This window comes from Pedobacter sp. KBW06, assembly GCF_003852525.1.
Lineage (GTDB): Bacteria > Bacteroidota > Bacteroidia > Sphingobacteriales > Sphingobacteriaceae > Pedobacter.
The window spans coordinates 264758-278948 of record NZ_QAJL01000005.1 but is presented as its reverse complement, the minus strand read 5'-3'; the positions used below and the strand labels follow the sequence as shown (position 1 = coordinate 278948).

General features: G+C 39.9%; 17 protein-coding genes. 3 read left to right on the top strand and 14 right to left on the bottom strand.

All coding sequences use genetic code 11. From position 1 onward, the window contains the following. Positions 1-89: 89 nt before the first annotated feature. From DBR43_RS27440 to DBR43_RS27430, 3 genes are all read right to left on the bottom strand, one after another. Positions 90-287: a hypothetical protein gene (locus tag DBR43_RS27440; protein ID WP_124586534.1), complete on the bottom strand. Its 198-nt coding sequence runs from the start codon at positions 285-287 to the stop codon at positions 90-92. A gap of 187 nt (positions 288-474) precedes the next feature. After that, positions 475-1014 carry a hypothetical protein gene (locus tag DBR43_RS27435; protein WP_124586533.1) on the bottom strand — a complete coding sequence of 180 codons (540 nt, stop codon included), beginning with the start codon at positions 1012-1014 and terminating at the stop codon, positions 475-477. Positions 1015-1198: 184 nt separating this feature from the next. Beyond that, complete coding sequence (locus DBR43_RS27430; RefSeq protein ID WP_124586532.1) at positions 1199-1831, bottom strand: TetR/AcrR family transcriptional regulator; 633 nt, start codon at positions 1829-1831, stop codon at positions 1199-1201. Positions 1832-2044: 213 nt separating this feature from the next. Between DBR43_RS27430 and DBR43_RS27425 the strand changes: the two genes are divergently transcribed. After that, positions 2045-2497, top strand: coding sequence for a VOC family protein (locus DBR43_RS27425; protein ID WP_124586531.1), 453 nt, complete (start codon positions 2045-2047; stop codon positions 2495-2497). Here DBR43_RS27425 and gwsS read toward each other — a convergent pair. The 4 genes from gwsS to DBR43_RS27405 all read right to left on the bottom strand — a co-directional run bounded on the left by gwsS (position 2462) and on the right by DBR43_RS27405 (position 5605). Then, complete coding sequence (gene gwsS / locus DBR43_RS27420) at positions 2462-3562, bottom strand: grasp-with-spasm system SPASM domain peptide maturase (RefSeq protein ID WP_124586530.1); 1101 nt, start codon at positions 3560-3562, stop codon at positions 2462-2464. The two genes, DBR43_RS27425 and gwsS, sit on opposite strands and share 36 nt — an antisense overlap. 172 nt (positions 3563-3734) lie before the next feature. Continuing rightward, the gene (gwsG, locus tag DBR43_RS27415; RefSeq protein ID WP_124586529.1) at positions 3735-4637 is read right to left on the bottom strand and encodes a grasp-with-spasm system ATP-grasp peptide maturase; all 903 of its coding nucleotides are present in this window, start codon (positions 4635-4637) and stop codon (positions 3735-3737) included. 256 nt (positions 4638-4893) lie between these two features. After that, positions 4894-5349, bottom strand: coding sequence for a JAB domain-containing protein (locus tag DBR43_RS27410; RefSeq protein WP_233603240.1), 456 nt, complete (start codon positions 5347-5349; stop codon positions 4894-4896). Further along, complete coding sequence (locus tag DBR43_RS27405) at positions 5330-5605, bottom strand: hypothetical protein (RefSeq protein WP_124586527.1); 276 nt, start codon at positions 5603-5605, stop codon at positions 5330-5332. The genes DBR43_RS27410 and DBR43_RS27405 overlap by 20 nt, the downstream gene beginning before the upstream one ends. Before the next feature lie 725 nt (positions 5606-6330). On the opposite strand from DBR43_RS27405, the gene DBR43_RS27400 reads away from it, so the two are divergent. Next, a complete protein-coding gene (locus DBR43_RS27400) occupies positions 6331-7374 on the top strand; it encodes a GNAT family N-acetyltransferase (protein ID WP_124586526.1) in 1044 nt (347 codons plus the stop codon). Between the two features lie 123 nt (positions 7375-7497). On the opposite strand, the gene DBR43_RS27395 is transcribed toward DBR43_RS27400, so the two are convergent. Both DBR43_RS27395 and DBR43_RS27390 read right to left on the bottom strand, forming a co-directional pair. Further along, entirely contained in the window at positions 7498-8178 is a 681-nt protein-coding gene (locus DBR43_RS27395; protein WP_124586525.1) for a hypothetical protein, read from the bottom strand. Positions 8179-8188: 10 nt separating this feature from the next. Beyond that, a complete protein-coding gene (locus DBR43_RS27390; protein ID WP_124586524.1) occupies positions 8189-9001 on the bottom strand; it encodes a hypothetical protein in 813 nt (270 codons plus the stop codon). Positions 9002-9132: 131 nt separating this feature from the next. Here DBR43_RS27390 and DBR43_RS27385 point away from each other — a divergent pair, with 131 nt between their 5' ends. Next, a complete protein-coding gene (locus tag DBR43_RS27385; RefSeq protein WP_124586523.1) occupies positions 9133-9759 on the top strand; it encodes a TetR/AcrR family transcriptional regulator in 627 nt (208 codons plus the stop codon). Between the two features lie 68 nt (positions 9760-9827). Here DBR43_RS27385 and DBR43_RS27380 read toward each other — a convergent pair whose 3' ends face one another. From DBR43_RS27380 to DBR43_RS27360, 5 genes are read right to left on the bottom strand one after another with little or no spacing between them, the layout of a single operon-like run. Further along, entirely contained in the window at positions 9828-10982 is a 1155-nt protein-coding gene (locus DBR43_RS27380) for a trans-sulfuration enzyme family protein (protein WP_124586522.1), read from the bottom strand. A gap of 42 nt (positions 10983-11024) precedes the next feature. Then, entirely contained in the window at positions 11025-11699 is a 675-nt protein-coding gene (locus DBR43_RS27375) for a serine O-acetyltransferase (RefSeq protein WP_124586521.1), read from the bottom strand. Continuing rightward, a complete protein-coding gene (locus tag DBR43_RS27370; RefSeq protein ID WP_158622611.1) occupies positions 11689-12444 on the bottom strand; it encodes a hypothetical protein in 756 nt (251 codons plus the stop codon). Before DBR43_RS27370 ends, DBR43_RS27375 begins: the two co-directional genes overlap by 11 nt. Further along, the gene (locus DBR43_RS27365; protein WP_124586519.1) at positions 12431-13342 is read right to left on the bottom strand and encodes a cysteine synthase family protein; all 912 of its coding nucleotides are present in this window, start codon (positions 13340-13342) and stop codon (positions 12431-12433) included. The genes DBR43_RS27370 and DBR43_RS27365 overlap by 14 nt, the downstream gene beginning before the upstream one ends. Positions 13343-13359: 17 nt before the next feature. Next, on the bottom strand, positions 13360-14178 hold the full coding sequence (locus tag DBR43_RS27360; protein ID WP_124586518.1) for a 2OG-Fe(II) oxygenase: 819 nt from the start codon (positions 14176-14178) through the stop codon (positions 13360-13362). Positions 14179-14191 lie beyond the last annotated feature (13 nt).

Here is a 14191-nt window from a genome sequence, read left to right as displayed (position 1 = left end):
TACCTGTTGCGCACAGCTTATTTCAACGAGGTTATTCGATCAGAAGGAAATAATTACAACGGTGTCGGACGGCGACATAGGAAACACCTTTATAATTTCCCGCCCGCGGATCTTCCCAATCTTCCCTGATAATATATAGCCCCTTCATCGTTGCCTACCGGAATCCGGTTCCCCTCTCCGTCAACTACCGAAATTCTGAAATCCCCGGTAAGGCCCAGTTCTTCTCCGGTTTGAGGCTTTCGCTGCCCATCTTCCGTAATGTTACCATAATATATGCTGATCAGCACCGGTTAATTGACCTTTCCGTTTCCTTTTACATGCATCCAATAGCTGCTGGCCCGGCTAATCGCGGGCAAAATTAACAGCAAGACTATAAAATAAACTATTTCCCGCTTTCTCATTCCAGATTGTTCCTTTTGAGCGGCTAAATTAGGGTTTATTCCCTGGAAAGAGATGAGAATTCTGAGGCCCGGCCTAGTGATAGAAATCCAGTTCTTTGATTCCGGTTGATGCTGGTTTCTGCTGGAATGAATTGATGTAATGAATAATTTCTTCAGTAGATTTAGACAGTCCGCTGATGTCTATTTTTTTCAGAGAATTGTTGTAGCTCATTTTAATATAGATGGAATTGAACAACCTTCGGTCTTCATCGAACTCTTCTGCACAAACCAATTCCTGTATGTTTTCCCAGGCGAAACAGGAATTTCTGTAGGTAATTCCGGCTTTGCTGATTCGTAACAATGGTTTTTTCAGGAAATTGTACTTATAATTCCAGATAAAGATCAGCAACAGCAGGAACATGTTGAACGAAAACAAGGCCAGCATGCTGCTGTCAACGAAATAGAATATAACGGAAAGCCCTCCCATGATCATCACTGGCCATGAAAAATTCGCTTTTTGAGCAAACACGATTAATTCGTCGTTTTGGGTAACCGATGAAAACTGAGCGTATGACTTGATTTCAATCTCCTTGTCCAGCGCAGCGATACTTATTTTTGCAGGGTAATTTTTCAATTTATTTTACTGACAGTTCTATAAAAACTCAGTAGGCAAATTTATCATAAAGGCTTGGGCGGTTCAACTGAGTAAATACACATATAATCTGCTTTTCTCTGGCAGAATTAAGTTAATCGTGTTCGCTTATGAAACATATTCATCAGATTGAATATTACGATTAACCTCAGTAAAAGTTTTCCTTCTATGAGTATGCCCATTCTATAATCTGCTTTATGGCTTTCTTCATTTCGAACTTGCCTTCTGCGGTATTGATATCAATGCCGCACATCGTTTCTCCGCTCATCTTTGCCTGGAGGGTCATGTAATAGATCCCTCCTACCAAAATGCCTTCTATAGCTCTAAAATTCTTGCCTTTGTCTTTAAAATGATCGTCTGTAACTCTGGTAAAAAATACTTCTCCTAACCGTTCGCGCTCTTGATTTAGTTCTACCAGCGGTTTGAGATTTTCACTTAGCCCCCAGTTAATTATTCTACGCATTTCTTCGTTCTCCATAAGGGCATCAAACTGATTCTCCAAAAGCGTATACGCCATTTCTCTGCCGAAATCTGCCTTACTTGCCTCCATAATTTCATCGATCTGGCTCAGGCTGACTTTAAAATAATCCTTACTGTTCAAATATTCCTTTACCAGATTTTCCATCCCTCCAAAATAATCATAGATCAGTTTTCGGTGGACATTGGCTTTTTTTGCCACATTGCTCACATTTAAACCGGTAAACCCGTCTTTTTTTAAAATGCTGCCTACGGCCGCCAGGAGTTTCAGTTTAGTTCGCTCTTTATCTCTTATAGGTCCACTGGTAACTTTTCTAATCATTCTGTTACGTTTTAAATGGCCAAATTGCATTTTTTAGGATACTATTCAAAGAGATTTAAACTTTTAATCATTCCGGAGATTGGAGGGAAACTGGCTTTCTCTTCAATCTGATGGCGATATTGGTACGGGAACTGCTTATTTTGTGGGTTTGAAAACAGTTAGTTATGCGTAACTTTAGTACAAGAGTTACCTCAAAAATTAATAAATAAAACTATGGCAAAAAGCAAATTATTACGGATGGACAATATGGGCATCGTTGTAGAATCTCTCGATGAGGCCATTTCTTTTTTCACTGAGATAGGCCTGACGCTCGAAGGACGGGCCAGGGTTGAAGGAGAATGGGCCGGTCGCATTACCGGACTGGGCGATCAATCTGTAGAGATTGCGATGATGGTTACACCAGATGGCCACAGCCGCCTCGAGATTTCACAATTTCTAAGTCCATCTGTTATTTCAGATCACAGGAATGCTCCGGTAAATGCGCTTGGTTACCTGCGCGCAATGTTTACCGTTGAGGACATTGATGAGCTGATATCCAGGCTCATCAAACAAGGCGCTCAACTGGTTGGTGAAGTTGTTCAGTATGAGAATTCCTATAAACTCTGCTACATTAGAGCAAAGGATGGATTGCTAATTGGTTTGGCGGAACAGCTCAGTAATAAATGACATCCCATATTCCTTTATTGCTTTTTGTTTCAGCGGATTTGTACTCCATTCCTCCCATTCATTGGTATAAGGGCTGTAGCCACATTTTAATGGTTTAGAGGTATCAAGCCCCGATTTATTGATGTGGGTTTGTTCTGTATATGCCCTGCAGTCTGTGCAGACATGACGGAACTCACAATCCTTACATCCTTCAATTTGATCTTTGGTCAGGTTCCAGTATTTTTTAAAATCGGGATGGTGTAATGCTTCTTCCAGAGTCGTTTCCTTGATATTCCCAAAACTCTGCGGCATCGCAGGACAGTTTTTGATGTTACCATTGCGGTCTATACCGATTTTTTTGTGAAGACAGGAGTTGTGATTAACAGCCTCCAGTACTTTCGTAAGATTGGTGCTAAAATACTTCAAATCCACTTTTCCGCAGCAAGATATTTTTAAATCCTGATCACTGAAGTTGAGGGTAAATCTAAAAATATCTTTTACTTCAAAAGGAGCTTTTTGGCAATTGTAAAAAACCAAACTATGGATTCTTGCTGTTTTTAGATTCAGGTTTTGAAAAAAGGCTTCATTAACATTGGTGTTAAATGAAGAAAAGATTTCAATACTTTCTATCGCAGAATCTTTAAAATGATTGTCGATCTCGTAAAAATCATCAAAGGACAGGTCTTTGCTGCAATAGATTACAATGTGCTTTATCTTAAGGTTGATTATCGCATTCTTTATTTTATTCAGGACGGATATGTCTTCCAGTTCTATAAAAATATCAGATATGATATTGTAATCATGAAAATCATAGGAAAGTGGTGGAAAGTTATGGTCCCAGTTGCCCGAAGTAATAAACCCATACTCCTTTTCCAGTAAGAAGTCCAGATATTCCTGAGCGATTTCTTTGGATTCATTGTCATAGAAGCCCAATACCTCTTCAATAGCACTGGTTTTTAATTCTTCGATGAGTTCATGTAACTCCAATGAGTGTAGTTCTGATACATTTCTTTGTAAATCAGAGATCAAAATCCTGCTGGCACCTTTTGTGATCAGGATATCGCTAAATAAATTAAAATACCTCATAACATCCTGACAAGGGCTTTATGTGGTTTTACCTGCATGAGAAAATCCGTTTGATACTTTTCACATTTTACATAAGCAGTCTCCTCAGTATTTTCATTGGATTTTTTAGCTCTGTATTCATCTACAAATTTGAATGTAAGCGGTAATTTGTATTTTTCTTCTATTTGATATCTCATAAATAATCGGCTATTTCTTTTTCTAAAGCATAATTACAGACAGTGGAGACTCCTAAAAATTGCCCTACAGTGTTGACTTCTAAAAAGTAATATTTATCTCCACTTTTGATAAAATCGATAGAACCACAATTGATGTCTAATGACCGCATCAGCTGACGTGTTTTTTCTTCAACATCCTTGGGAAGATTGTACCGCACGTTTCTGTTAGGCTTTTCAAGATTATATTTTCTGAAATCTATTTTGGTTTGCTCGTCATTTTGAGAAATGATGGCTGTTGAATATATTTTTCCGTCAAGATAAAAGCTCCGGATCTCAAAGTCCTTTTCTATTTTTTCCTGAAAAAAAGAGATGAAAAAATCATTGGGCTCTTTCTCTTCTATCACAGAGGTATACATAATGCTATCTGCGTAATCGCGAAAGCCATTTATTGTAATATTTCCCGTTATGGGTTTTGTAATGGTTTTGTTTAAAATGACATCATTTGTATGTTCTGCAAGAAAGTATTCAGGGACGTCTAAGTCTGCTTTTTTAGCCTGTTCTAATATCCATAATTTATTAACATGACTTGTGCTTTGTTTATTGATGTGCTTTTTAGATTCTATTGTTTTTATAATATAATCTTCCAGCCAATGCTGATGCTCATTCATGTGAATGTCAACAGAAGGATGATCATATTTAAAACGTTTAAATTTTAATCCTCCTCTCCTATACCAGACGCTGGTTATTTCATCAATAAAAAAGCAGTTTCTCTTGCTTTCTATATAAACACGTTTTTCTTTGGTTTTAATCTCAAAAAATTCGTCTTCATGCACGCGGATAAATTTCTTTTCCATTGCCAAAAGCCATTTGATCACCTCATTGGTTGTAGTTTCCTGGTTTTTGGAGAGGATTAATATCATTTTTATGATTTGAGCAAATGTATCAGACTAGAGAATTGTATACTTTTTCAATAGCAGTACCAACATTAGGTTCTGCCGATGGCACTGATATTTAGATAGCTACCAAACATAAATCAAAAAACAAATAAACGCAAATTTATATCACATATTTGTGATATAACGAATAATGCCGCTATTTTGAGATTACATTTTTTACCCGTGTTTAACCCTTTTTAATAAAAAAGCCCCAAGATTGGGGCTTCCAATTGAATATCCCTTATAAAAGACCTTTATTGGCGAAGCTGTAATAACCGCTTTCCGTCACAATCAAATGATCCACTACTGCGACATTCAGCGAAGCTGCTGCTTTTTTTATGGTCTTTGTTAATGCAATATCCCGCTCGCTGGGAAATAATCTTGAACTGGGGTGATTGTGCGCCAGAATAACCCCACTTGCTTTTGCTAATATGGCTGCTGTAACTACTATTCTATGATCAACGATCACTGAATCCATGCCCCCACTGGAGATGTTTATCACGCCTAATACCGCACTCCCCTTATCTAACACGATCATTTTAAATTCTTCAATCAGTTCAATCTTGCCCTTGTCCCAGCATTGCATAAAAATTCCATATACATCCTCCATACATTTTATGACCGGCCGTTCGGATGCTTTCACTTTAGGTTTATATGTTAGTTCAATCTGCGATACATTATATAAGTTGTTTTTCATTTGGATCGGGTTCATTAGGAGTAATCGGATATATTTTTTTGATTTGAGCCGCGGAAGGAACCAATGCTCTTTGTAACTGTGCAATGCTCAGGAAAGAACTGTCGAAAAACAGATCCGGATCAAGTTCATTTTTTAAGATATGGACACAGTTCATGAGGTGAATCAGGTCGAACTGCAGATCCTCAATAAAATCATGTTCATAGTTTTTGAGGTGATCTATTTCAATTATTATTTTTTGGCTTTCTATTTTGACCATAACATGGCGTTTAAATGGTAAATACGATGTTTTTAGGGATATAGCGTACGTATTTGTGGCCCATCAAACTGGCGCTGGAAATTTAATTCCAGGCACTTTGTTTCTTAGCATCGAAGGATCGATAAATAAGGTAGCTTCCAGTAGATTGTTTCTTGATTTCATGGCTCATAAAGTTTAATGAGCCTTATAGAAGTGATCACAAATAAATGTGAGGACTACCAACCACAGTTGTATTATAAAGTATCTGACACCTTACGCAAAATGGAATTACAGCAGCCCTCACATCTACCTTTTGGGACGCGCAAATATAGCACATCTATATATAATAGATATAGCATTCTACTGTCTTACTTTGCGGTGTCAGATTTTTACAACTGCAAGACTCGTTTAAATACTTATTGTTATGTCTAATATATTTAATTTAAAATAAAATAACAAACTTATTAATTAATAATTAACACTGTTTGATTGAATTTTAGCTAAGAAAAAAAATCCTGCTGAAATCCGGTTGAAATGCTTTGTATATGCGTTATCCTCCTATTGACCGTCATATAACCATCAACAGGTGGTTGATAGGTCTATTATTGGTTTCTAACACCTTTGAACGATGTTTCCAAGGTCAAGCTACAGTTTGTCCCAGGATAACACATATTAACACGATATGAAAAACATTTCGTAAATTGTTTTCAATCAATTAAATAATTAATTAAAAACATGAAAAAAAGATGGGAACATTAAGAAATGGGTTATTTGGCGGATTCCATGGCAGAGTCGGCAACCTGGTTGGTTATACCTTAAAAGGTAAACATGTCATCAGAATGATTGGCAAAAGCAATAAACCGCTTACCCCGGCAAGAAAGGCAAACTGTGAAAAGATGAAGGTGGTCAATGAGATCCTCAAGCCATCCCTTCATGCGATCCGTATAGGATTTCGCCTTGCCGTTGCGGGAACAGACAGAAACGAGTACAATGAAGCGGTTTCTTACAATAAAAAGAACGCAGTTCAGGGCGAATATCCAAACATCAGCCTGGACTATACCAAAGTATTAATGAGCATGGGAACACTTCCTGTGGCCGCTAATCCAACCGTCAGCCAGGTGGAGGAGAATATCACCTTTAGCTGGGATAAATCAGACATCCCGATGAGCCAGTATGATACAGACCGTGCCATGCTGGTGATTTATTTCCCTGATTTAAAGGAGACCAGTTGCCAGTTAATCGGGGCAAAAAGAGTAGAAGGAAAAGATGTAATTGCGATCAGTTCACAACATATAAATGAACGTATGGAAGCCTATATCTCTTTTGCTAAACAGGATGGCAGAGAGATCTCCAATAGTGTTTATGTGGGCTCTTTGAATTTAGACTCTAAAGCAACAATTGCAGCCGAAAGTACGTCTGAGGTTAAAGATATCCCTGAATTTGTTCATTTGCTGCAGGATGAGCTGAATCAAAAAGTAAGCGGAGATTGCGGGTTAAAGCTCAGTGAACATGACGCGCGTATTGCGGAACTCAGCATCAACTCCTCTCCTGGGGAAGAAGCAAATGTTAAAGAAACGCTGTCTTCGACACTGACACTTTTATTTCAAAAAGCACAGGTTAACCGGGTTGTTGTGAAGCTAAGTACGCATGATAAGGAAATGATCGGGTTGTTAAAAGATCTGGGCTTTAAAAAGGAAGGTTATTTTGTTGAAAACCGCTTTGTAAATGACAGCTGGGTCAATGAATATCAGTTTGCGATACTGAAATCGGAATGGAACATGTTGAACTAGTCGTTTAGCAGTACAATTTTGATTGTTTTATCAGGTGTGGTATACCAGGAGATCTTAAGAATTTCCCCTGGCTGAAATTGCTATGGATGGACCCAGTGAATATTGCTGTTTGTATCAATCCCTTTATTTTTTGCCAGCCGGGCTCATTTCTTTTAAATATGCTTCCAGTTCACATTGACCTGTTCCAAAATCAATTATTCCGTTTTGGTTGTCCCAATAACAGGTTTTAGATAGGTTTTTGCTATTCAGAATGATCAGCCTATCGTAATCTGGCGCAAAGAAAATATACTTGTTTTCTTTTTTTACATTCCAGTATAAGCCGTTATCTGTATTCGGGTTTTTTGTTCCATTGCCGTAGGTTTTGATCAGCAGTTTCTTTATTTCGCTTTTGCTTTTTGGGTCTTCAATCTCTGCCCTGAAACCAAAGATTTCATTGCTAATGTTTTGTTTTTTCAGTTCGCTCAGATTGTTCAGAAGTTGTTCTTTCGTTTTGAAAATCGTTCCCTCAAAATGTCCGCCTCCTAATTTAGAAAGGCTGTCGTTGTTAATTTTGGCCGCTAAAAGAAAATAAACCCGTTTGACAGGAATATTTAAGAATGTAAATTTTTTAGGGTCGGTATCTTCTACCAAAATCGCAAATGGATATTCTACATTATCTATTCCAATACTTTTCCTGGAGGTTTCACTCATGAGCTGCTCAACAGGCTCATTTAAATTCAGTTTAGCAAGCTCTGTTTTTTCCTGCCCGTTGCAGGACGTTATAAAAGGCAAAATTGCAAGTAATAATAAATAGTTTCTCATCATATCTTAATTGTTAACGGACCCTGTTATACTTATCCCATTCAGTTACAGCTTTCGTTAAAGCCATATTTTCAATATGAAATTCCATATCCTGAAAATTCCAATTGCGCTTTCCATCCATAATTTTAGCTAATTCCACTTTCTCTACTGTAACCTGTTCTTTATCAAAGCGGACTTTTAAAAAAGTCTTAATTGTTGGTGTAAAAAGTTTGGTCTGTTTTCCATGATGTCCTTCACCGGTTGTCGTGCTGATTATTTCCAGAAACAAAATATCACCACTAATATGATAATTACATACATATGCCCTTCTGATGTCAGATTCCTGAACAATTTCGGCTTGCCCAAACAATGTAAAACGAATGGCATCATGCGATGAATTTTTGCCTTTATACCAATACTGGTCTGTAGTTACTCCCACTCTTCTGCTCATCGTAATCAGCTTGGAACTGTCATTTCCAAAGGAAACCGTCAATGTTGTATCATTTAGGTTTTTCAGTTCTATTTTATTCGATGTTGGTTCTGTTAAAGCGGTTATTTTACCGCTAACTTCCTTATCGGTCTGTAACCTGATTTCTTTGCTTAGGGAGTCGTATGTATATTTTCCCTCGCTGGAATTTACAGCATATATCCCACCCGAATATCCATTGCTGTAAATAAACCGCCCATCATTACCGAAGTAATAATTTTTAAAATAAGGGCCTTTAGACCAGGACCAATATTCATTAGAAAAATAAGTATGCTTCATTGCTCCTGTACTTTTGGACTGTCCATAGGCGGTGATACTTATTAGGAGTATGAGTTTTAGTAAGCCAATTTTTGTAGTCATTTAGCAATTAGTTTGAATGTCTACTGATAAAGCCTGATGGGTTAAATACAAATATAGTATATATCACCAAATGGTGATAAAAAAAAACATTAAATTTAAAAAATGTTTTATCACACAGCATGTAAGCACTAATGGAACGAAAAATTGTAGAAGGGGTTGTCAGAAATAAGGAAAAAAGCAAGGAAAAGTTTTTGAATGCTGTAGGGAAAATACTCAGAACTAAAGGTTTCTCTGCCCTAAAAGTCAATGATATAGCCGCAGTTGCCGGATTGGACAAGAAGCTGATTTATAATTACTTTGGCGGTACGGACCAGCTGATTGATGAGTACATCAAATCTCAGGATTTTTGGAGCAATGTGAAGAATGAGCCTGATTTAGATATTAATGACGGTGGACAGGGGCTTTCAAAAGCGATGCTGTTATGGCAGTTCGATTACGTTTTTAAAAATAAGGAATTGCAGAAAATCATTCTTTGGGGCCTGCTTGAGAATAGAAGTTCACTTAAAAAGCTTGCAGACGACAGGGAAGAAAGTGGAGATGCATTGTTCAAAAACATTTCAGATCCACATTTTGGAGAACACTCATGGCGGTACCGCGCAATTATGGCTTTACTCATTTCGGGCATTTACTACCTGGACATTTATGCAAGTACAAATGACAATACATTCTGCGGCCTGAATGTCAAAACTGAAGAAGGACGAAAGGAAATTGAGGAAGCACTGTCTTTTATGATTGATAAGGTTTACGAAAGTAAATAATCCGCAAGCTGATGTGCATTCCGTTTTTCATGTTCTTATAAGATTATTGTTATAAGACAGGAATAACGTTAAAGTTGCTCAAAGGCAAGGCCTAGATCCTGGATCAGGTCATCTGCATGCTCTACCCCTATACTTAGCCTGATTAGATTATCGGCTATGCCGATTTTCAGTTTTTGTTCTGCAGGTAAAGAGCTATGGGACATGGTTGCAGGATGGTTGATCAGCGATTCGACACCTCCCAGCCCTTCAGCAACGGAAAACAGCTTTACTAAAGACAAAAACCTAAAAACTTTCTGGACATCTGCTTCAGCCAATGTAAAGCTTACCACCCCGCCAAAGCCCCTCATTTGTCGCTTTGCAAGCTCAAAGCCAGGATGGTCCTCAAAGCCGCACCAAAACACTTTCTCAACCAGGGGGTGTTGATGCAGAAATCGGGCGATCTTTTCCGCATTTTCACAATGCCGCTGCATCCGGAGATGCAATGTTTTAATACCTCTTAAGACTAAGAAGCAATCCTGTGGCCCAGGCACTGCGCCACAGCTATTTTGAATCGCATGCAGCTTTTTGTACAATTCTTCTTCCTTCAATACCAATGCACCGAGCAGCACATCGCTATGACCACCAAGGTATTTAGTTGCAGAATGAACGATGATGTCGGCACCGAAATCGATTGGGTTTTGCAAATAGGGACTTGCAAATGTATTGTCTACGCACAACAGCAGATTGTTCTTTTTAGCCAGTGTTGTTAAAGCAACAAGATCGGTAATTGTTAATAGCGGATTGGACGGACTTTCTGCCCAAATCAGTTTTGTGGCAGGGTTAATATGTGCGTTAACCTCATCAGGATCATTCAGATTAACGAAATGAAATCTAATGCCAAATTTCTGATAAATGGTGGTGAATAACCGGTAACTCCCCCCGTAGATCTTATCGGACGCGATCACTTCATCGCCGGATTCCAGCAATCTGATCACCGCATCAATAGCTGCTACACCACTACTGAATGCAAGCGCCTGGGTACCATTTTCCAAACTAGCCAGTGCATCTTCCAATGCCTTTCGGGTTGGATTGGCAGAACGGGAGTAATTATAGTCCTGTGGCTGTCCCGGGCATACCTGGACAAAAGTTGAGGTCTGATAGATGGGCGTCATAATTGCACCGGTCAGCGCGTCCGGTACGATCCCTGCATGGATCATTTTCGTATCTAATTTATAGGTATTCATCTTTTTGCTGTTAAAATGGTTCTTCCAATGTTCATCACCTGCTTACAAAGAATACGGATTCGAGTCCAGGGTTCGCAAGATCCAATACTCTGTCTTTCTGATCAGTACTGCATCTTCCGGAACAGCTGCAGTTATTTTTAACCGGGGACCGATCACTACCCGGTTTCCGATATGTATGTTGCCAAGTATTTCGGTAAAGGCGCCTACCTGGACGTCATTTCCTAAAGTGGGATGCCTTTTACCATTACCATTTCCTGCGATCCCCCGGGCACCAAGTACAACTCCGTTAAGGAGACAGCACCTTGAACCAATTTCGGCAGTTTCGCCTATTACTGTTCCCCAGCCATGGTCGATCATAAAAGGCGTTTTAATCTCAGCGGATGGATGAATCTCCACCCCGGTCATCACTTTTGCCTTCTCCGATAAATACCTGGCATACTGAAAAAGCCTGTCGTCATTTTGCGCTGCTGCAATCTTCACCAGATGGTGTGCAATTCTGTAGGTGGCCACCGCCTGAAAAGAGAGGTAGGCATTCTGAACCAGCTCGGGAGAATTGCGTGCCGCAGGATCGCATTTTACATAAAAATCCAGATCTTCAACAATCTGAGCTTTAATGAAGGCTACATCCTTTCTTCTAAATATCTGGTTAGACCTCTGGCCAGGTATTGTCCTGATCAGGCCGTTAACCATTTTTGTTAAACTGTGGCTATATTTCATAAAATTCTGGAATTTGATAGTCTTTAAATGTAAATGAGATGCGCTGCATTGACCTGCCGAGGCTCTTCTTTTTAACACTGACAGTACCGATATAGCCCGTTTCTGTCAAATGGCATCCGCCACAAGGGATGATGTAATCATCCATTTGCCAAAACCAGGCTTCGGGTTCGGCAGCATGCTGATAAACAAACATTTGTTTATTGAGCAGGATTTGGTTCTGCACAAAATCCTGTACAAAACATACATCTTCATCCGTAAATTTCTGATCGGTGGAAAAGTCAAGCCTCGCCCCTTCAGGTTTAATACTGCATCCCCTGATAGCAGAATAGAGACCTGGATATTTTGCTTCTAAACCCATCAAAACCAAATGGATTCCACTATGGGAGATGGTCAGCAAAAGCCTTCTCTGAAAGTCTACCTGCACTTTTACTTTCTGCCCAACGTAGAATTTAGACAGGTGTTCCGGACTAAGCTGATGGTAAGTTGGCGTTTGAACAGGTATCGCCGGAAAATCTTTCAAAAGCAATAATCTCCCCTCTCCTTTTTGGGTATCATGAAAAGGCAGTTCTTTGTTCGTATTGCCGTTTTTAAAGCTAATTTTACCCTGATCGCCTAGCTGGCCGCCGGATTCGGCATATGCTACGCTTTGGTCCAGAACGAGACCCCTTATCTGATCAATGTGAATCACTTCAGCTTCGTTCGAAAGCAGGAAAGGATGAAGGTGGTGTAATTTAATAGTTTCCATAATGTGCATTTTTTTGATTTAAATAATTAGATAAATAGATCTGGCCGCCATCAGGTGCCATGGTGATCATTCTCTTATCATATCCAACTTGTTCAGAGAGTTTTTCAGCGGCAAGAACATTTGCACAAGCCGAGATCCCCAGAAAAAGCCCCTCTTTTCTAACCAGGTAATGCCCCAGCTCCATCGCTTCCTCATAATTTATGCTGATCACCTCATCGACAATTTCGCGCGAGAAGACGCCGGGGATCAGTCCCACTGCAGTTCCCTGGATCTTGTGAACTATTGCTGTGCCCTTCAGGATGTCACAGCCTTCCGGCTGGACCGCCACAATTTTAACTTCAGGGTATGCTTCCCTGATGCGGGTACCTGTGCCGCTCAGTGTCCCGCCCGAACCAACCACGGAAACAAAATAATCCGGAGATTTCAGCTGCCTGATGATCTCCTTACCTGTAGTCAGGTAATGGGCCAAAGGATTTGCCGGATTGTTCAGCTGGTCAACGTAATAATGCCCCGGAATGCGCTGGATAGTGGCAGCCATTTTAAAATGGCTGTCATTGCCTAAGGTATGATCGCTTAACAGCACTTCGGCACCATAAACGGGCAGCTGCCTGATCCGTTCCGGATTGTAGTTGTCTGGCAGCACCAGCTTTAATTTATAGCCCCTTCTGGCGGCGAGAATAGCTAACGACACGCCCATACTTCCTCCGCTTGCTTCAATAATGGTGTTGCCTTTAAAAGGTGTCAATGCCCCAATTCTTTCGGCTTGTTTGATGGCCTCTGTGGCTACTCTCATTTTGATAGTCCCTCCATCCTGGAAGTATTCCAGCTTCACCCATATGTTTTTATGGGCAAAGCGGGAACTTTTAAGTTTAACTATCGGTGTGATTTGTGTTTTCATGGGTTTACATCTTTAAATTATGACCAGATAATCAATTGATCGCTTTCTTCCAGGTGGCCTACAAAGCCCCCTAAAGTGTACCTTCTGCCTTCCACAACAGGCTCCACGGCATGGAAGCAGGTACAGTCAAACAGGATCAGTGTACCGATTTCACCTTTAAAGATTACTTCCGGATAATCCTCTACCACTACTTCATCATAAGAGTAGCCGTCTTCCTGATTGAAGTACTGTTCGTCTTCTGTCTTCCACTGGCGTGGGAACCAGCGCGTAGTTCCTCCAATACAGCTGGTTAATTTCAGCACAAAAGCATACTGCCTTTTTACGTCCCGGATCGGCACCCAATTCGCCGCTTCGCGATAAGCCAAGTCATTATGTAACTTTAATGAAGACAAAAATTCACGGATGATTGCCGGGCAATAAGACTGTTTCCTGTTAGGTTCGTAAGCAACGCTTACCTGCTTCCCACTCGATTTCAACAGGTTGATGATGGCATCTATCCCTTGTAAAAGTGCATCTTCCTTTAGCAAAGGATGAGTAGCTGCACCGGCAAAATAATCATCAGGCCTGTCCTGGCGATTATGTTGACTCTCGAGCACCTTAGCCGCCTGGTTATGGAGATAAGTCGTATCCAGCGGGTAACGTTGAACCGTATTTACCAGCTCCCTGCAAGACTCCGGGCTTGCAAAATTTGAGATTTCCAATGCCATCAAATTGCCATTGATCAGCCGAAAGACAGCTTCGTTCAGTTCAGAAGAACTGAAGTCTATTTTTTTTACTTTTACTTCCTGCAGGCTGGTCTTAACCAGGTCATTGCTTTTTTTACTTCCTTTTTTCATTTTGAAAAAAATT